Source organism: Herpetosiphon sp. NSE202, from assembly GCF_042688385.1.
GTDB lineage: Bacteria > Chloroflexota > Chloroflexia > Chloroflexales > Herpetosiphonaceae > Herpetosiphon.
In genome coordinates, this window is record NZ_JBHUPY010000006.1 from 95,165 (window position 1) to 114,266 (window position 19,102).

The window sequence follows — 19,102 nt, forward strand, 5'->3', positions numbered from 1 at the left end:
CCCCAGCCCATAAATATACCAAGCCTGTCAAGCTGGCTGAAAAGCGGCGCGTTGCTTATCGGCGACGCGCCGCTTGTGAGCTGGATTTATTTGGTTGGTTCGGCTGTTTCGACCTGCGGTGGAAAGATAAATTGGGCTGGTACGGCAACCAACTCATCGGAATCGGCCTGATATTCGGCGAGGCGTTGATAATCGGCGGGATGCCAGCCAAGGCGTTTGGTTTTGAAGCCAAAGGCGGCGAGGCCAATCCGGCGTAAATAAGCAGCGCTAGATCGATAGAAAAAGCTTTCGAGTTGCGCTGGTTGAGCTAGCCAACGCCGATTAGCAACCGCTTCAACGACTTCCAAGACCGCCCGAAAATTATTAATATTGAGCAAGCGTTGTTGCTGCAACTGTTGAACGAAATCAAACCATTCTTGTTCGCTGTAGCAATGACCCGCCAATTGAATTTGCAAATGGGTCGTAAAGCGGTCGCGGGCTAATTCGTTGATCAGCGCGTAGCCAACTGGATAATATGCTTCAAACGCGCTCACTTGGCGATCAAGCGTGCTAATCAGCTCGTAAATAACCGCCCGATTGGGCAAATGCTCGCGCACAATTCCCAGAATAACCTCTTGATCCTTGATTGCATACATCCTAACCAGCGCCCTAACTGCTGAATCGCGGAACCGTACGATCCCTGAAGTCAGCGCTTTGGTCAATGGTTTAACCAAAATCCGTTGGTGGTCGGTGCCATGAAACAAGAAACAACGCCCCACAGCTTCTTCACGAACTTCAAGCTGAGGATGTTCTACTAGCGCTGCCAATAAGTGCAGCACTGGTTCGTGCATGCTGAGCGGTTGGCCTGCGAGCGAGATTTTCGCAAGGCTCTTGACCACCGTGGTTTCTTCATGGCTCAGCAAGCGTTCAAAAATTTGCCAGGTTTCTGGTTGCTCAAGGTAGCTGTTGAGCGTATGGACGAGGGCAATCAGCACATCGCGATGTAACTCACGCTCGTTCCAACGCAATAATTCTTGGTAGGCGGCTTGATTATTCAGCGCGCCGATTAAGCGGATGGTTGCTTTGGCGACGGTTATTTTGCTGCTCGGTACATTGCGCAAAATTGCCAAGGCTTGGTTGGTTGGCATGCGCATTAAGACCCGATACAAGGCATAAATCGCCACCCGAGCACGACCATCGTCTAAGGCTTCGAGCAGGGTTGGCACGCCATCGCCAGTTTCGCGGCGACTTAGGGCCTCAAGCGCTTTATCACGCAGCACCTCAATTGGCGCATCAAGCTGGGCCAACTCGATCAGGCGAGTCGGTGCGACCTCGCTGAGGTAGGCTAAACGCTGCGCATATTCGATTAAATATTGGTGTTGTAAGTCTTCTTGCGCGGTTTGGGTAATGACTGCTTCGGCAAAAATTTGTTGCTGGTTGGTTGTCCAGCGCTCAAAGCCGCGCTGAATGGGCAAAATATAGCCAGCATCGCCCGTGCTAAATTTACCTTTATAGCGTTGGGCTGGCAAAAATGGGGTTAGCAAATCTTGGCGTTTAGTATGCACAAAGTTCGCAATCAATGGTTGGGTGATCCAGCTGCGATCGTTGGCCAAAATGCGCGGCACAACTTGCGTAAACGTAGTACGAGCATAGCGATGCAGCACATAGACCGCGCGCATGGCAGCCCAATCAATCGTATCATTGGCAATTTGCTCAAGCATCACCAACAATTCGGGCACATCCTTGATCGCACGGCCAACAAAATTGATAATGCTTAAAATATCTTCTGCTTGCTGGCGGCGTTGCCATGATTGCATAATTGGCAAGAGGGCAGCCGATAGCGCTTTGGCCTCGCTGGCGTTGAGTCCGCGGCCATGGCGCTGCACAAAGAGCTTGCCCCGTTCGCGGCTAATCTGGCTAATTAATTCGATGCTGGCTTGGGGATGCACTTCAAGCAATTTGCTCAGCCAGCGTTGTAATAAGCGAATGCTGGTATCGGAGCAATCGCGGGCATTCAGGCTAACACGAATAATTTGCTCGATGCTAGCGAGGTGTTGTGCTTGCCACCGTCGCGCTGGCAGTTCGCTTAATGCCGACAGCAACTTAACCCGCACGGGATCTTGCTCATTGCGCCGATCATGAACTAAATCCAAGGCGGTTTGAGCATACTCTGGCTGATAGCGCACAATCTTGATTAACGAAGCAAGTGCTTCGCCACGCAATTCGGCTTCATTATGTTTGAGTGCTGGTTGCAACGCTGCCCATGCTTCATCCCATGGCAAATAGGCAGCGTAGCGAATTTTCAATTGCAGATTTGCAGCGGTATTGGGCAGTTGCTGAATCCGCCGCGCCTCATATTGGCGTTCGTTGCTTGGCAGCGCTTGCAAGAGCGTATCATCGAGGAGCATTAATTGTTGATCGTACCATTCGCGATGATGGGCGGCGTACACTGCTGAGCGGTAGGAGCTGGGGATTTTGTTCAGCCATAAGCCTGGTCGCGGCAGCAAATTGAGTTCAGCTAGCTGTAAAATTTGATCCAAATTCAATTTGCTGAGCACGTTGCCCCAGTTAATCGAGGCTGTTTGTTGCTGTTGAATCATCAAATTGGCAATCGCTTGCGGTCGCCGATTTGCTAAAGCTTGCAGTGACAACGATTGGAGCGCAATTTGTTGATCGAGCGCTATTTGCAGCAAGGCGAGTGCTCGATCGGGATCGTATTCTACAAGATCGGGAATAGCTTGGTTGAAAATACTTAGCTTATGGCTAAGATTCAGGGCTTCGTTTTGCAAAATCTGCTGAACTGCCTCGGCACATTCGCGTGGCTTGAAACGGGCAAAGTGGCTCCAGGCTGCTGGTGTAAGGTGGTGGATAATGCTTGCTTGATGCTGGTTGTAATACTGTTCTGAGCCAAATAATTGATAGGGTGGCAGCTGTTGTGGCTCTAAGGTTGCCAAAAAAGCGTCAATCAAGTGAAATCGGCCTTGTTTGGCCAATAATTTGAGCGCTCTCCGCCAAAATGGAGCAGCTAATTGGCTCAAACTGGCGGCTACATCAGGATCATTGCCATACACAGCGATTAAATCAATTGCTAAGCGAATTAACGATTGGGCAGGATCGCTGATAAAGCGCCGAATTAAGCTGCTATCGTGGCTGCCGTAGCAACTCCACAAAGCCAAACGGCGTTGATAGATGCTTGGGCTTTGGGCGAATTGCTCAATTAATTGGGCACTTTGGGGATCGTTGGTTGCTTGTTGGCCCAAGCCAACCATGCGTTTAATCCGTTGGGCATTGCTTAATTGCTCGAACTCGGCCAGCAGTTGATCACGATTCATCAAGACACTCTCCTTGCTAGTTAACTCGCGCTAGGTTACGAGCACTAGCGAACTGATTTCTCCCTAGCCCATCACTATAGCAAGCCTGTCAAGCTAGCAGCGTAGCCAATTTGCCCCAGTTTTACCCCTGTAATTACCCCGCTTGTGGTCGGCATTTTCGCTTTATACTCTTAATACTTAATTAAGTAATTTTAGGAGCGATTGTTGATGATTAAGCGTGCTAAACCGTTATTTCAGCTGCGAATCTTGCTGCTGCTTGGTGTATTTGGGCTATTTGGGTTGCTTGGGCTGCCACGTTCGATTCAAGCCCAAACAGGGGTGAATCTGGCATTTGGTCGGCCTGCGCTTGCTTCATCGATTGAAGGTGCTGGCTTTGAAGCAAACAAAGCCGTTGATGGCAATGCTGCAACGCGTTGGGCCAGCGCCGAAACTTCGGTCGAATGGTTGCGCATCGATCTTGGCGCGACCTATAATCTTAATCGGGTGCTGCTCAAATGGGAAGCCGCCTACGCCAAAGCCTATCGGCTCGAAGTGTCAACCAATGCCACAAATTGGACGACGATCTATAACACGACGACTGGCGATGGCAACAACGACGATTTGAATGTTACTGGCAGCGGGCGCTATTTGCGGGTCTATGCAACCACGCGCGGCACGCCATGGGGCTACTCGCTGTGGGAACTAGAAATCTATGGCACATCGGCGGCGAATCCAACTCCAACCCGCACGCCAGGCCCAACGCTTACTCCAACGCGTACGCCAACCCCAACTGGTAATTGGAACTTAGTTTGGAGCGATGAATTTAACCAAGCGACGATTGATCAAAGCAATTGGCGCTATATTGTTAATGGCGATGGTGGCGGCAATAACGAGCGCCAATATTACACCAATGGTCAAAATGCGAGTATCACCCAAGATGCCACTGCTGAAGATGGCAAAGCCCTGCTCATCGAAGCGCGCAAGGAAAATCCTGCCAATTACAACTGCTGGTATGGCAAGTGTCAATATACCTCGGCACGCTTGGTGACCCAAGGCAAACGTTCGTGGCAATATGGCCGCATCGAAGCCCGCATGCGCTTGCCGTATGGCAATGGCATTTGGCCAGCCTTCTGGATGATGGGCAACCAAGGCAATTGGCCAGCTTCTGGCGAGATCGATATTATGGAAATGGTGGGTGGCAACCAATGTGGCAGCGAATGTGGCGATAACCGCACCCATGGCTATATGTGGTGGTCGGAAAATGGCGACCGTAGCGATGGTGCGCAAGCCAAAAATCTGCCCAGCGGAAGCTATGCCGATGCCTATCACGTGTTTGGGGTTGAATGGGATGCGCAGCAAATTCGCTGGACAATTGATGGTCAGCCATTATTGAGGAACGATAATGGTCAGCCGCTGGTCTTGCCAATTACTGGCAGCGGCAAAACCGAATTCCATCAACCATTCTATATTTTGCTCAATATCGCGGTTGGCGGCGATTGGCCGCTTGACCCGCCTGCAAGTAGCGTTTTTCCGCAACGCATGTATGTTGACTGGGTGCGGGTCTATCAACGCTAATTGATTTGTCAGCTGTAAATTTTATCCAAGCCAGCCCGTGTTGTAGTCGCAACGCAGGCTGGATTTTTGTTTGTGGGCAGTGAACATGGGCAAATGATCCTCATTAATGACCCTGCTGAAAGGTACTTTTGGTACTTGATTTGGCGCAATCCTCGCATATAATAAGCCTATTCTTCGAGAGAATTTGCTATTTCCAAACCAATCATGAAGCTCGGGTTTGAGTCGATGCCGTAGCAGGTTTGCTGTTACGGTTGGCTTAGCCTATTTGCTATGATCCATGCTGTACTGCGAGGAGAATTTATGCGTCAACAATCACGTTTTCGGCCAGCCCTGCTTTGGTGGATTATCGGCCTTGTGCTGCTTGTGCTGGTGCTGCCCAAGTCGCCCACCCAAGTTATGGCCGTGCCATTAATTGATACCTATATGCGAGTAAGTGCAGGTGCAATGCATACCTGTGCGATTAAGGATGGGTCGTCCCTTCAATGTTGGGGATATACTCAATGGGGTGAAACAAATCCGCCAACTGGCTCCTATCGCGAGCTAAGTTCAGGTACATCTTTCAGTTGTGCAATCCGCTATTCGCCCCAAACTCTTGCCTGTTGGGGAAAGAATACTCATGGGCAGACCAATGTACCAAGTGACACCTTTCGTGCGCTTGATTCTGGCGGATGGCATAGCTGTGGGATTAAAACTGATCAAAGTTTGCAGTGCTGGGGTTTTAATACGGATGGTGAACTCAATGCCCCAGCAGGAACCTATACAAAGCTTAGTGTTGGTGATGGCTATGCTTGTGCGATCGATACAACTCAAGCACTCGCCTGTTGGGGTGAGGAATCACGAGCAATTCCAGCACCGCCAATTGGTAGCTATCGTGATATTAACGTTGGCTATCATACTGCTTGTGCAATAGCAGTTGATAACAGTATTGCCTGTTGGAGCTATTCAAACTCACAACCTTTTACGCCACCATCAAATGTCACCTATAGCCAAGTTAGTATTGGCATGAGCCATGGCTGTGGACTTATCACCAATACGACCACTGTCACTTGTTGGGGGCAAGGGATGGCGGCTATCTATGTGCCAGCAGGAAGTTTTACGAGTATTAGTTCTGGAGGCGAGCATACCTGTGCGATTAAGAGTGATCGCCGGATTTTGTGTTGGGGTGAGAATGGTAGTGGGCAACTGAATGTGCCGATTGAAAGCACGCCAACTGCTCAGGGATTTGCAACCAGAACGCCAACCCCAACCAGAATCCCAACTATAACGCGCACGGCCACCGCAACCAATACAGCGACTGCAACTGACATTCCAACAGCCACAGCAACGGCAACAGACGAACCAACTGCAACCGCGACCGATGTGCCAACCGCAACGGCAACACCGACCGATGTGCCAACCGCGACCGCGACCGAGTTGCCAACCGCAACGGCAACAGACGAACCAACGGCGACCGCGACCGAGTTGCCAACGGCAACAGACGAACCAACGGCGACCGCGACCGATGAACCAACCGCAACACCGACCGATGTGCCAACGGCGACCGTGACCGATCTGCCGACCGCAACGGCAACACCGACCGATGTGCCTACGTTAACAAACACCGCAACCGCAACGGCGACTAATGCGCCAACTGCGACCATGACCATTCCACTGTGGCGCTGTTACATTCCTTGGGCCGCGACGAAGTAAGTGCTTAATTTGCCGCGATCGCTTGCCTGTGCAAGAGGCGAGCGATTGCGGCCCGAATTCACTCCATAATCAGCTTCTCGGTTATCACTCCTGAACCAACGCTAGTGATGCGTGATCCCACTCCTGGATTGGACTAATGGCTCTAGTGCTACGCTGATCCGGACGTATAATTGAGCGATCATCATCATTCTGTGGATCTGGACAATCGTTGTTGAGGAGCTGTGTGGTTATGGATCGCATCCACGTTCGTTTTCGCGCGCCACTGCTGTGGTGGCTAATTGGCTTGGCAGCGCTGATTCTTGTGTTGCCCAAATCGAACCCGCAGGTTATGGCCGCACCCTTGGTCGATACCTATCTGCGAGTAAGTGCTGGCTCTATCCACACCTGTGCAATTAAGACCAGTCGAATGCTGCAATGTTGGGGTTCGAATGCTGATAATGAATCAATGCCGCCAACTGGCTCATTTGAAGCAGTGAGTGCTGGCGCTGGATTTAGCTGTGGTATTCGATCCTCAGATCTCGCGATCCAATGTTGGGGTTCGCCAGATTATGGGATTCTGAATCCACCAAGCGGCAGATTTAGCGCGCTTGATGCTGGTTCGTTTCATAGTTGCGCGATTAAGCTTGATAAAACTTTAGCCTGTTGGGGCGGGAATGTTGATCCATGGGAAAGTGCCCCGCAAGGTCTATATACGAAAGTGAGCGTTGGCCAAGCCTATGCTTGTGCAATTGATACTGCGCAAGCACTCCACTGTTGGGAAAATGGCTGGGATGTATTCGTCCCACCGCCTGCTGGGAGCTATCGCGATGTCAGTGTTGGCTATAGCTCTGCTTGTGCACTAGCAACTGATAATAGGATCAGCTGTTGGAATTACTCGACATTCTCCGATTTGCCTGCACCGCCCAATGGCTCATTTAGCCAGCTTAGCATTGGGGGCTATCATGGCTGTGGCATCGTTAGTAATACGACAATTGCCCATTGCTGGGGACATTTTGCTGCGGCAATGGTGCCAGCTGGTACGTTTAGCCAAATCAGTTCTGGATATGGCCATACCTGCGCAATCAAGGGTGATCGGCGGATTTTGTGTTGGGGCGATAATAGTTATGGCCAACTGAATGTGCCAATTGAAAGCACGCCAACCCCGCGCGTAACCGCAACCCGTACACCTTTGCCCACAGCAACAGCGACCAATACAGCAACCGCAACCGCTGAACCAACGGCGACGGCAACTGATGTTCCGCCTGCTACATCTACTGACGAACCGACCGCGACCGCAACTTCCACAGCAACCGCAACCGCTGAACCGACGGCGACGGCGACCACGACTGACGAACCAACTGCAACCGCTGAGCCAACCGCGACTGCAACCACGACAAATACAGCTACAGCGACCGCAACCGATGTGCCAACCGTAACGGCAACCGACGAACCAACCGCGACCGAATTGCCAACCGCAACGGCCACGGCGACCGATGTGCCAATTGCGACCGCGACCAACACCGCAACCGCAACGCCGACCGATGTGCCAACTGCGACCGTAACCGCAACCAACACGGCAACGCCGACCACGACTGACGTACCAACGGCGACCACTGAGCCAACCGCGACTACAACTACCGTAATGTGGCGCTGCTACATTCCTTGGGCTGCGAACTAAATCTGCAACGCCCCGCTCCTAGTCAATGAGAGCGGGGCGTTGCTCATGGTTTAGTCGTTTATGGGTTATGCGCCACGCACTGGGAAAATCGCACGGAGCCGTTCATCGCTGAGATACAGGCCACCCCACAACAGTCCCCCAATGATGATCGGAAAGATCAACGAGAAGAGCGGATCGCCGACCCGAACATGGCTGGCGATTGCCCCGCCAAGGTAGCCAGTTAGCAGAACTGCCCCCAGGACTGCTGTGCGGGGAATTGCATACATGATGGTACAGACAATCAGCAGCAATCCCAAGCTCAAGGCAATGCCCTCGGGGTAGCCCAGTGCAGCGAATGATTCAGCAACCGGAGCTGGATTAAAAAGCTTGTAGCTGCCATCAAAAATCAGGAATAGAATTGGTAACCCTCGCATGATCCTGCTGGCCCACAGGCTGGTTTTTGCGCTGGTTGCGGTTAGCGTTGTCATGAATTCTCCATTCCACGAAGCCACATCAACCTTTATGGCCGCCGAATTAGGCTTCGACTGCCGCTTGTTCAAGCAATTCGAGCGCGATTGCTTCAAGCATTGCCAGCGCGCTTTGCATGCCCGATTCCATACCTGAATTGACGTGGGCATCGCGATGCTCTTGGCAGCTATGTTGCACCAGCAGGGTCAAGCTTGAGCCACCTTCGCGATCGCTGAAGCTTAGGCTATTTAATGCTTCGCCTTCGGGCATAGCTTCGTACACTTCGGTGCAAACTAGCCGCTGATTGGGGATAAGTTCGCGATATTCGCCATGAAATGCCACTTCAAAGCCAGTGTCTGTAACCGTGACCCACCGCCACATGCCGCCAATTTTCAAATCAATATCAGCGATTGTGACCGTGCCATGGCCTGCTGACCACCAGCGTTTCACTAGTTCAGGCGTGGTCCAAGCCCGATAGACTAGCTCCTTGGGCACATTAAAATCGCGGCTAATCTGAATTTGGGTGTCGGTTGGCAGCGTAATCACTGCTGAATGTTTGTTGACAAGCGTTGGCATGGGTTAATCCTCCTAATCATGCAATTCTTCGAGCAAATCATCCAAGGCATCAAAGCGGTCGTTCCACATTTGTTCGTAGCGCCGAATCCAATCGTGAATGGGCTTGAGTGCCCGCCCATTTAATCGGTAGTAGCGTTGTCGACCATCATCGCGTACGAGCACTAGCCCGACTTCGCGCAAGACATGCAGGCGCTTGGATACCTGCGGCTGAGCCAGCCCAAGCTGCTCAACCAGTTCGTTGACGGAAAGCTCGCCGTTCGCGAGCAGGTCGAGAATTTGCCGCCGCCCCGGCTCTGCGATCGCGTTAAATACATCGGTTGTTGTTGCTGCACGTGCCATATAGTTATTATATGCCAATATGGGAATATATCAAGCGCCAATTTTGCTGAATGGTAAAATTGCTCAGCTGAAACATGCCAAAGTACTGAGTTAAGCTCCCACGCCAGCGCTGTGGAAGCGGGTTGAGGATGCATAAAGTGTAATTACCTGCCAGCTTCAGCGCGAGGGTTAACGATTTTACCAACTGCAATAATTGTGTCGCCAGCAAGGAGCTTAATTTGTTCGCCAAATTTAAACTGGCCTATGGCTATTGGGATTCGAGTGAGCAATTTGCTCAGCGCATAGCCTTGACTGGTGATTTGGTCATATTCCAACTGTATCCATTCGATACTGCGCATCGGAAATTGGCTTGATTCACCTCGAATGCGCGTTTGCATGCTTACAAACGGCGGTTGGCTATGGCCACTGAATTGTTCGGGTAGCCAGAAAAATTCAAACGCGATCAGATTTGACATAACTTCAATCCTCTTCTTTCACAATCCGTGGCGGCACAATCTTGGCAATTGCTACGATGTGTGCGCCGTCACACAGTTCAAGTAATTCGCCTGGTTCAAGCCAGGCCTGAGGAAATGGATCATCAAAGGGGAAAATGCAACATGCATGGCCTAATCGGGTCTGTGCATCATATTCAAACTCAATCAATTGAATACTCCTGACGCTATTCGGGACGTGATAGAAATAGCGCTGCCAACGAAGATTCATATACATCTTTTTTGCAAATGGATGTTTGCGCCCGCCAAGCTGGTGTGGAATCATCACAAATTCGATATTCATCGAAACAGTCATCGATTGGTTCTCCTTACAAGGATTCGATTCTGCTGTACTATACTGGGCTTTGCGGCTCAAAGTTCGGCTATGCTTGGCTTTGGTGTATCCTAGTGGCGCACAATTGTTTGTCGCAGCAAAGGAATGAGGATGAATTCAGCCGAGCCAGATGATGATCACGCGCACTATCGCGCCGTTTGTTGCTTGATTGAAGCCGATTTGTTGGCCTTGCCCACAGGCTTGACCCACGCTTTGCAAGCTCAATTCAGCCAGTTGAAACAGGGCCGATTTAGCCAGATTGCTGCGCTCTTGCCATGGTGGCTGCGCGAGCAGTTTGCGCTTGCAAGGCCCATCTATGTGCAGCTTGGTGCGGCCCAACTCTATGGCTGGTGGTATTATTGGGTCCAAGATAATCTGTTGGATGGCGATGCTGAGCCAGCGTTATTGCTTGGTGCGCATTTGGCCTTGCTGCGCCAGCTTGAGTTATATACAGAATTAGGCTTGGCGCAAAGCCCAATCTGGCCGCTATTTCGCCAGCTGACGCTTGAATCGGCGCTTGGCCATCAGCAGGAATTGCGCTATCGCTTGAGCGAATTGGCAAGCTTGGACTTTGATCAATTGGCCAATTTTGAGCAAACAGTTCTGTTGGCACGTGCCCAACCCTTCTTTTTCAACAGCCGTGCTCAGGCTTGGCTGGCTGGTCACGATCCATTTGGCCCAACCGCGAATCTCGTCATCGAAACGCTAGAATGCTTGACCTTGGCGCGCCAACTCAGCGATGATGCCAGCGATTGGATCGATGAGCTTAAACAGGATAAACTCAATAGCGTGGCTTGCCGCTTTTTGCGCTATTTGCACGAGCAAGCGGTGTTTGGCGATTTTAGCCAGTTGACGGCGGCGCAGGTTGCTGGCCAACAGATTCTGCATGAACGATTTTGGCATGAGCTTGAACAAGCAAATCAGGCCTTGATTGCGCAGACCTTGGCCAAATTACGCGCGGCAAACATTGAACGCTTAGCCCAATTGCTTGAACAGCAAACCCAAGCCAATCTGGCCTTGTGGGCTAATCACGCCACCTATCGTCAACAATTACGTGGTTTTTTTGGTTTAGCAGCGAGTGAATAACGCTTGATGAAAACACATTACGAGGTTCTTGGGGTTGCCACCAGCGCCGATGCTGCCACGATTGATGCAGCATTTCGCCGTTTGGCGCGCCAATATCACCCTGATATTAATAAAGCTCCCGATGCCACGGCCTTGATGCAGGCCTTGAATATTGCCTATGGCGTGCTGAAAGATCCCCAAAAGCGCCAAGCCTACGATCGCGAGTTGAGTGGCCAGCGCGAACAACCACGCCAACGCCAACAATCAAGCGGCAATGCGATCAACGATTTGTTTGCGGTGGCTTGGCATGCGGCTCATCCGGCAGTGTATTTGTACGAAAATCACACAGTTGAGATTGCTGGCAATAGTTTTCGTTTTGATTTTGCCTACCCAGCCCAAAAAATTGGGATTATTTGCCAAGCTTCGAGCAGTGCCCAAACAACTTGGGCCGATTGGCAGGTGATTCAATTAACCGCCCAGCAAATTTTGAGCAATCCGATGGCGGCGGCAGAATCGGCCTATCAAGCTTTATCCGAAACCGCCTACGCCAGTACCAATCCTGAAGAATATGCTGCGGCGCAGGCCGAATTGCGTTGGGCCGAAGAATTGCTCGAAAAATACGATCAAAGCCAAGCCACTGGCGAAGATTTTGAAGATCAAATTCGCGCCAGTCTCGCCCCGCAATACAAGCCAATGCTTGATTTAGCCTTGGTTGGTGGGGTTGGCGCGATTGTCGCAACGACTGTAGTTGGCGCAGTTATTAAGCTGGCGATTGTTGGCTTTATAGCGATGGTTGTGGGCGCGTTGGCGGCTGTGCGCTTTTTGCCAAGCTTCATTCAGCCATGGTCGGATGACGTACGAATTAAGGTATTTGGCGGGATTGCTGGGGTTTGTTTGCTGTTGTTGCTGGTCGTTCATGGCGGCAGCGCAATTGGCTTGGTGGTTGGGGCCAGCCTGATTGGCGGGTTGGTTGGCTATGTTTATGCCATGCGCCAGCAAGCTCAACCCTAGCAGCGAGGTGACCGATGATTATGCCGCGCTGTGTGCCTTATCAACGAGTGATTTTGGCAACCACGCTTGCCCAACCAAGCTGGCGTTTAAAACGGCCAATCCTAGACTATGAACGCTATGTGCGCCAAATTCCCAATACTGAGCGTTTTGCAATCGTTGGCATGCGCCTGATTCCCCAACCCAATCGCCTACTTAGCTTGCGCGATTTGGCCATGCGCGATGGCAAGTTTTTGGCTTTTGCAGAATTGGATTGGGCAGTACACATTATCGGCCAAACCTTGCTCACTGTTTTGGCTGAGCAACAAGCCCAAGGGCGGATGATTACAGGGTTACACTGCGATATTACCAGCTGCGTGGTGCATCCGGTTGATTCTGCCGAGCGCCATTTTATCCAAGCGACGCGTAATATTCTGGCTCGCTGTTTTAACGCTGAGCAACTTGAGGCTTGCGGTTGAAGTCGCTACGTACGAGCTGCCCATACTTCGATGCCGTAATAATAATCTTTAGGCTTAGAGCCAATCGAGATTAACCATTGACCATCATGTGACCAGCTGAGTTCATCGATATGTACATAGTGGCTTTTCAGTGTGGCATAAGCTTGCCATGAATCGCTGTGCCAGATGCTAATAGTATGGTCGAGGTGGCCGATTGCCACCAACGGTTTGCTTGGATGGACGGCGATTTTTGTAGCATAGGGCATGCGATACTCTGCTTCTAACTGCTGATTCCATGGATTCCAGCGCTGAACAAGTGACGCATGGTGAATCCCATAATGCTGTGGTTCGAAGCCTGTGCATAACAAACTTGTGTCATCGTTGCTCCAAGCAATATCTTTTACACTTCTAAACCGATTGGTCGGCCAGCTAGTTGCTACATCAAGTTCATCCCAAATGCCAATTGTGCCATCCATGCTGCAACTGGCCAAAATCGCTTGGGTCGGATGAAGGGCAAAGCCTAAACTGTGATTTTTATGGACTCTTAGGAGCCGAATTGTGGTTAAATCGTTGGCATTCCAACGCTTAATATCGCCAAAACTGTCACAAACAAGCTCTTTACCAAGCCGATCACTTTGAATTAATGTTGGGTAGAAGCCATCCCACGCCTCCATTGCTGCTTGATCATCATCATAGATTGGGTCTTCGAACAGAACCTGCGGCGGCTGGTTTAATCCATTGATCCAATGCAAAGCTCGATAACCATACTCATTGGTACTATAGATGGTTGTGCCGTCGCTGCTCCACGTTAGTCTAAAGGCAATCCCAGTGCGGCGGCTGCGATGCTGGGCGGTTCTGGCCAAACTTGGGATTGCGATCTCTTGGATGGTTCCATCATCATAGCAGACGGCCATGCGTGGATAGCGCTGGTTAATTGCCAGATCACGGATGGGCTTGCGTAACGCACTATGGGCGTAGCAATAAAAATTCATCTTAACGTTATACCCTGCTAATAACCCGCAAGCCGCTTGAATTTCAAGCAGCTTGCACGTAAACCATGAAGCTATAAGCCGAGTTGCTGGCGTTGTTCAGGATTGAGCGCCAAACTACTTAGTTGGGTGTTCAACCGTTCTATTTGGTCGCTTTGCTCAAGTGCTTGGGCCAATTCGCGCCGTGCTAGCAGCACTTGAGCGTATTCCAAGGCTGGCGCATCGGAATAGCGGGCTAGGGCATTGTCGAGGGTTTTAGCGGCTGCTTGATCATCATTTTTGAAATCGCGCAGGCGGGCCGCTACCGCAAGGGCGCGTTGCAACGGCGATTGATCGGGGTTTAGGTAGGCTTGGGAGGCGGCTTCATCCTCATCACCTTGTTTGATGAAAATAATCGAATTGCCAGCGTTATCGGTGAGCGTGAAACGGCTTTGACCCGGCTTCATGCGTGAGATGCGCGGAAAGCCTTGGGCTGGCACTTTGCCTAAACTAGCCTTCAAGCGCGCGGCAAATTGTTGGTGCAACTGCTCAACTTCGGCAACGATAATCAGACAGGTGCTATAGTTTTCGGCGGGCGGCAGGTGTTTCAAGCCAAAGAAGTGTAAGCAATAATCCTCGGCATTGATGACGGCGTAGGGGCTGGGCTTGCGTTGGGTATAGCTGACCGTAAAACCAAGGTTGTGCCAAAAATCGATGGTTTGATCGAGATCGACGCAGGGCAGTGCTGGAATTGTGGTTGGCATAATCAGCTCCAGATTAAACCGCTTAGGCTGGCAGTATACGCTGGGCAAGCTTGATTTGGCTCAGTCTTGGGCTGCATTTTCTGCTTGGGCCGCCAAGGCCTCGAAAAAGCGATCAAGCCCACCTGGAATTGCGGTGATCAAGAGCACACAGGTTTCGGGGTGATCATTGCGAAAAAAGTGGCGCGTATTTTGGGGAAAGTGGGCGATGCCGCCAACCTCAAGCAGCCATTGATTGCGCTCGTCGCCCACGGTGCAACGCCCTGCCTGCACCAGCAAAATCTCCATTTCGACCGCGTGTTGGTGCAGCACCGCGCCTTGGCCAGCCAGCAACGTAACCTCCAAGACCGTGCATTGGTTGTTGGTGGCAGCGCTGGAGACTTTGCAGCGAATATCACCAATTAAGGTAGTTCCCTGTTCCGGCAAAATCACAGCAATCGGCATAAATGGTTCACTCATGGGCAATCCTTCCGTACTAGTTTGACGATCTATGATACTCGGATTTAGCTGGCAAGGTTCATGAGAATTGGAGAGTAAAAGAAGAAGAGGCTGCTTGGTACCAAGTAGCCCCTTTGTGGCTCGATGAAATCAAAGCGACGCTTTAACTTTCCATTGATTCAATAATTGGTTTGATCTGGTCTGCATAGCGATCAATAAATGCCTTAAATTCGCTAATCCATGCATCAAGCGATGCTTCACTCATGGGATTATCGGCGTTGAAGACATAACTTGGCCCTGCAACTGAAAATGGATTATGGCTATGGGTAAGGCAGCCATCAAGCTCTAGCCCTTCATCACGCTTGTTAATGTTTACCACAAATGCGATGCAATCACTATGATGAGTTTTACCAAATTCAATACATCCACAAAAGTGAAACGCATCGTTATAGTACATATCAATATTGGTAAAGATAGGCACTTGAAATTGGGCCCGAATCTTGTGTTCCAATGCTATGAAGAGTGGTTTGAGTTGTGCCCACAAATAGTCGCAAAGGGTATTATCCATTGTTGCTCCGCTGAATAATAATTATCTGCTGCGTTCCTCAACGATTTTGCCGACTGCCATAACTCGATCCCCTCCCGATGTTAATTCAATAAATAAACCAGGTTCAAGCCAGCCTTCAGGTAATGGCCCATCAGAAATAAATCGACATTTCGCATAGCCTTGGTTAGTTAGTAGATCATAGTCAAAGTATTCCCATTTGAGCGTTCGGATCTCGTTCTCTGGATAACCCATGTAATGTTGCCAACGAATTTGCGTCATCATATTTTCATAGGGTGGAATTGGATGTCCGAAATTGGGCGGCATCCACACATACTCAAAATGAATCCAAATCGGCATTATCTTTTCCTCAGAGTCTTACTCAATAATTAGCAATAACCTTGCTGATCTAACCAATCCTGCGCTTCGCTAAGAATTGCTTGGCGAAAAAACTCTCGATCCTCAGGTCGTGAACGGGCCTCGCTGGCACAATAAATAAACGGATCAAGATCATGAAATTCTGATTGCGAACGGCCTTGGTTGTTCGAAGTTTTATTATTTCTTGCCTCTATCGATACATCCCATAAATCTTCGGCGGCTATAAAGGGATCGATTGTTCCCAATATGACCTGTTGGAGCACATCTGTTGCATAAATGCGCGCTGCATCATAGCTTGTTATAGGCGTGAATGCCAAGTCGGTGTTAACCTGATCCCACAATGTATTCGCCTTCAAGTCAAGTTCATACGCTTGCAATCCTGCCAAAATTCTTAACGCTAGACTATCGTATCCGTCGATTAGTAATTGTGTCGCCAGCTTGGGTAACTCGCTATTGGGAATTCGTCCAAGAACATAGCGAGCCTGAATTATGTTGATTCTGCTAAGCTTTGGTTCCATCTTATTTACCCAAATTTAAATCTGAATGCTAGGCTATCAATGTCCTTCGTGGGAAGGGCCTTATCATAAACTACGTTCCTCGACGATTTTGCCGATTGCTAAGATTCGATTGGTACCAAATGTTAGTTCAATCAATAATCCCGGTTCAAGCCAGCCTTTTGGTAACGGTGTATCGGTCAGAAACTGACAGCGTGCATAGCCTTCTCTGGTTGTTTCGTCATAGGCAAATTCGATCCATCGAATTGTTCGGCCCTCGCCATTGGGGCTATCTCCATATTTTTGCCAACTAATGAGTGTCATCATGGTCTCAAAAGGAGGATTTGGATGCCCACCAAAACGGTGTGGAATCCACAAAAACTCAAAATGAATCCAAATCGGCATTGTTTTTTCCTCAAGATTTAACCTGTGCTGACCTACTTTACCCCTTCTCTCGCAAAATAGTTCACTGTTGGCCCCTCGTTTGGTGCTGAAGCAATGACTTTTGCGCTAAACAACCCGCCTAGTGTAGCCTAGTTGCTCGTGGGCTGAGCAATCCCATTAGAGGGTATTTTTGGATAGGACTATTGGTCGGATTGACTTTGGTATTGCGTCGGGTACACTCAGGCTATCCACTGAACCATTTGCCGTATAGATGGAATGACCGTTGATCATGCGATCAAGCGTTCATGGCACTAGTTTGTGACGAGGAGTCCATTCATGAAACGTTTTTCCCTAAAACTCCTGCTCGTATTGTTGGTAGCTGGCACATTTAGTTCAATTACCCTCGCCTCGGAAGGCCAATCGCTTGACAGCGCCGAACGCAACCGTTGCCGCCGCCCAGGCGTTGATTGTGTGTTCGAAAAGGTCGAAGCCTATGTTGAAGCTCGCTATGGCGTTGCTTCATTGCCAGACTTGGCTCCACCAACTGCCAATTATGTGAATGCTTCACAAGCTGGCGAAATTGTTTTCATCTCATCGGCTGGCCCAGAAATCTTGACCGGTAGCGGTGGATTCCTTAAAGGCGAGTTGCCAACTCTTTCGTTAGCAACCGCTCAAGAAGCTGCAATGTTGAGCTGTGTGCGTGGCTTGCGTTTCCTCAAATCGACGATTGGCGACCTCGATCGAGTTGACCACATTGTGATGGTAACTGGCACGGTCAACGTTGTTCCAACCTACGATGACGTTACCTCAGGCCCCGTTGTTGGCGCACTCGGCAAAACTGTCGATGGCTGCTCAGACTTCTTGGTAACGATTTTCGGGCCTGAAGCAGGCAAGCACGCCCGTTCATCAGGCGGTAAAGTTGCCTTACCGTTCAATATGGCCACCGAAATTGAATTGATTGTTGAAATCAACTAAACTGGTTGAGTGGGTATGCCGCTGCATCATGCACGGCATACCTTCTTTCATGGAACCCCGCTTCTCACAAGGCCCACCGCATTCTTCAATCGTTGCGCTCGGGTTTCAGGGACTAAGGAGACGCTCCTATGCAGCTTGCAACCAAACGCTCATTCTGGCTTCTTGGCAGCTTATTGGCTTGTAGCTTAGCCGCTTGTGGTACGGCCCAGCCAACCACCCAACCAACCAATACTCCCGGCGCAACCGCCGCACTGAGCCAAACCAATACCAGTGCTAGCTATCAGGTTGAAGTCTGGAATCCGCCGTTTGATTTTGCTAGCCCACGGACGACAACCGATTATGTGCCGCTGGTGCTTGCTGATAAAGCTGAAACGATTTGTGTTTCGATTCCGCACATCAAAGATAGCTATTGGCTGGCGGTTAATTATGGCATTGTCTCCGAGGCCGAACGCTTGGGCGTGAATGTCGAAATTGTTGAAGCTGGCGGCTATGGCAATTTGCCCACCCAAATCACCCAAATTCGCCAATGTGTGGCCAATGGAGCCAAAGCTGTGGTGATTGGTTCAATCTCGCTTGATGGGCTTAACGATTTAATTGTTGAGTTGCAAGGCCAAAAGATTCCAGTAATTGCCTTTATGAACGATATTTCGTCGAAGGCTGTTACCGCCAAATCGCTGTCAGTGCCAGGCGAGGGCGGCCAAGAAATTGCCAAATATCTGGTGCAAAAGCATCCCAAAGGCAGCGAGCCAGTTGATGTTGCTTGGTTCCCAGGCCCAGAGAAGGCTGGTTGGTCGAAGGCAGCAGACGAAAAATTCAAAGCTACTATTACCAATGGCGCAATTAACCTTGTCGAAACCAAATATGGCGATACTGGCAAAGAAGAACAGGCAAAATTAATCGAAGAGGTCTTGATCGCGCATCCAGAGATCGATTATATTGTAGGTACTGGCCAAACAACTGTAACTGCTGCCGAAATTTTGCGCCAACGCAAGCTACAAGATACAATTAAGCTGATGGCTTATTACATCAGCCCTGAAGTCTATGCAGAGTTGCAAAGCGGCGGTATCCAAGCTGCGGCGGTTGCACCACCAGTGACGATTGCCCGGATTGCGCTCGACCAAACGGTGCGCATTTTGGAAGGCAAAGATTATATGGCCCACGTTGGCCCAAAAAGCTTTGTGATCGATACAACATCACTCACAACGTTTGACCCGACGACCTCAATCCCACCAGAAACGTTCAAAATTACGCTGCGCGTGTCGCAATAGGTTGT

Annotated in this window: 20 protein-coding genes and 1 pseudogene; 8 read left to right on the plus strand and 13 right to left on the minus strand. The window is 50.2% G+C overall.

What is annotated here, in order from left to right; all coding sequences use genetic code 11:
* Window positions 1–86 precede the first annotated feature (86 nt).
* Entirely contained in the window at window positions 87–3,311 is a 3,225-nt protein-coding gene (locus tag ACFMKP_RS08350; RefSeq protein ID WP_382290845.1) for a HEAT repeat domain-containing protein, read from the minus strand.
* 207 nt (window positions 3,312–3,518) lie between these two features.
* Here ACFMKP_RS08350 and ACFMKP_RS08355 point away from each other — a divergent pair, with 207 nt between their 5' ends.
* From ACFMKP_RS08355 to ACFMKP_RS08365, 3 genes are all read left to right on the plus strand, one after another.
* Entirely contained in the window at window positions 3,519–4,865 is a 1,347-nt protein-coding gene (locus ACFMKP_RS08355) for a discoidin domain-containing protein (protein ID WP_382290847.1), read from the plus strand.
* Window positions 4,866–5,165: 300 nt separating this feature from the next.
* Window positions 5,166–6,554, plus strand: coding sequence for a hypothetical protein (locus ACFMKP_RS08360; protein ID WP_382290849.1), 1,389 nt, complete (start codon window positions 5,166–5,168; stop codon window positions 6,552–6,554).
* 229 nt (window positions 6,555–6,783) lie between these two features.
* Complete coding sequence (locus tag ACFMKP_RS08365; protein WP_382290851.1) at window positions 6,784–8,211, plus strand: RCC1 domain-containing protein; 1,428 nt, start codon at window positions 6,784–6,786, stop codon at window positions 8,209–8,211.
* 65 nt (window positions 8,212–8,276) lie between these two features.
* Here the strand turns inward: ACFMKP_RS08365 and ACFMKP_RS08370 are convergent, their stop codons facing one another.
* From ACFMKP_RS08370 to ACFMKP_RS08390, 5 genes are all read right to left on the minus strand, one after another.
* Entirely contained in the window at window positions 8,277–8,678 is a 402-nt protein-coding gene (locus ACFMKP_RS08370; RefSeq protein WP_382290853.1) for a DoxX family protein, read from the minus strand.
* Between the two features lie 46 nt (window positions 8,679–8,724).
* Complete coding sequence (locus ACFMKP_RS08375) at window positions 8,725–9,234, minus strand: SRPBCC family protein (RefSeq protein WP_382290854.1); 510 nt, start codon at window positions 9,232–9,234, stop codon at window positions 8,725–8,727.
* A gap of 12 nt (window positions 9,235–9,246) precedes the next feature.
* Window positions 9,247–9,573, minus strand: a complete 327-nt coding sequence (locus tag ACFMKP_RS08380) for an ArsR/SmtB family transcription factor (RefSeq protein WP_382290856.1) — start codon at window positions 9,571–9,573, stop codon at window positions 9,247–9,249.
* A 143-nt stretch (window positions 9,574–9,716) separates the two neighbouring features.
* Window positions 9,717–10,028, minus strand: a complete 312-nt coding sequence (locus tag ACFMKP_RS08385) for a hypothetical protein (protein ID WP_382290858.1) — start codon at window positions 10,026–10,028, stop codon at window positions 9,717–9,719.
* Window positions 10,029–10,032: 4 nt separating this feature from the next.
* Window positions 10,033–10,359, minus strand: a complete 327-nt coding sequence (locus ACFMKP_RS08390) for a hypothetical protein (RefSeq protein WP_382290860.1) — start codon at window positions 10,357–10,359, stop codon at window positions 10,033–10,035.
* Between the two features lie 129 nt (window positions 10,360–10,488).
* Between ACFMKP_RS08390 and ACFMKP_RS08395 the strand changes: the two genes are divergently transcribed.
* The 3 genes and pseudogenes from ACFMKP_RS08395 to ACFMKP_RS08405 all read left to right on the plus strand — a co-directional run bounded on the left by ACFMKP_RS08395 (window position 10,489) and on the right by ACFMKP_RS08405 (window position 12,908).
* Window positions 10,489–11,463: a hypothetical protein gene (locus ACFMKP_RS08395; protein WP_382290862.1), complete on the plus strand. Its 975-nt coding sequence runs from the start codon at window positions 10,489–10,491 to the stop codon at window positions 11,461–11,463.
* A 6-nt stretch (window positions 11,464–11,469) separates the two neighbouring features.
* Window positions 11,470–11,664, plus strand: a pseudogene (locus ACFMKP_RS08400) (DnaJ domain-containing protein); the annotation flags it as partial.
* Between the two features lie 803 nt (window positions 11,665–12,467).
* Window positions 12,468–12,908, plus strand: a complete 441-nt coding sequence (locus ACFMKP_RS08405; RefSeq protein ID WP_382290863.1) for a hypothetical protein — start codon at window positions 12,468–12,470, stop codon at window positions 12,906–12,908.
* Window positions 12,909–12,913: 5 nt separating this feature from the next.
* On the opposite strand, the gene ACFMKP_RS08410 is transcribed toward ACFMKP_RS08405, so the two are convergent.
* The 7 genes from ACFMKP_RS08410 to ACFMKP_RS08440 form a co-directional block, all read right to left on the minus strand.
* Window positions 12,914–13,879, minus strand: coding sequence for a WD40 repeat domain-containing protein (locus ACFMKP_RS08410; RefSeq protein ID WP_382290865.1), 966 nt, complete (start codon window positions 13,877–13,879; stop codon window positions 12,914–12,916).
* Window positions 13,880–13,950: 71 nt separating this feature from the next.
* Window positions 13,951–14,619 carry a hypothetical protein gene (locus tag ACFMKP_RS08415; RefSeq protein ID WP_382290867.1) on the minus strand — a complete coding sequence of 223 codons (669 nt, stop codon included), beginning with the start codon at window positions 14,617–14,619 and terminating at the stop codon, window positions 13,951–13,953.
* Window positions 14,620–14,679: 60 nt separating this feature from the next.
* Complete coding sequence (locus tag ACFMKP_RS08420) at window positions 14,680–15,075, minus strand: cupin domain-containing protein (protein ID WP_382290869.1); 396 nt, start codon at window positions 15,073–15,075, stop codon at window positions 14,680–14,682.
* A 142-nt stretch (window positions 15,076–15,217) separates the two neighbouring features.
* The gene (locus ACFMKP_RS08425; protein WP_382290871.1) at window positions 15,218–15,622 is read right to left on the minus strand and encodes a hypothetical protein; all 405 of its coding nucleotides are present in this window, start codon (window positions 15,620–15,622) and stop codon (window positions 15,218–15,220) included.
* Window positions 15,623–15,643: 21 nt separating this feature from the next.
* Entirely contained in the window at window positions 15,644–15,958 is a 315-nt protein-coding gene (locus ACFMKP_RS08430; protein WP_382290872.1) for a hypothetical protein, read from the minus strand.
* 29 nt (window positions 15,959–15,987) lie between these two features.
* Complete coding sequence (locus tag ACFMKP_RS08435) at window positions 15,988–16,494, minus strand: hypothetical protein (protein ID WP_382290874.1); 507 nt, start codon at window positions 16,492–16,494, stop codon at window positions 15,988–15,990.
* 63 nt (window positions 16,495–16,557) lie between these two features.
* Complete coding sequence (locus ACFMKP_RS08440; protein WP_382290876.1) at window positions 16,558–16,875, minus strand: hypothetical protein; 318 nt, start codon at window positions 16,873–16,875, stop codon at window positions 16,558–16,560.
* A gap of 315 nt (window positions 16,876–17,190) precedes the next feature.
* Here ACFMKP_RS08440 and ACFMKP_RS08445 point away from each other — a divergent pair, with 315 nt between their 5' ends.
* Both ACFMKP_RS08445 and torT read left to right on the plus strand, forming a co-directional pair.
* Entirely contained in the window at window positions 17,191–17,829 is a 639-nt protein-coding gene (locus tag ACFMKP_RS08445; protein ID WP_054535982.1) for a RidA family protein, read from the plus strand.
* Window positions 17,830–17,957: 128 nt separating this feature from the next.
* Complete coding sequence (gene torT / locus ACFMKP_RS08450; protein WP_382290878.1) at window positions 17,958–19,097, plus strand: TMAO reductase system periplasmic protein TorT; 1,140 nt, start codon at window positions 17,958–17,960, stop codon at window positions 19,095–19,097.
* Window positions 19,098–19,102 lie beyond the last annotated feature (5 nt).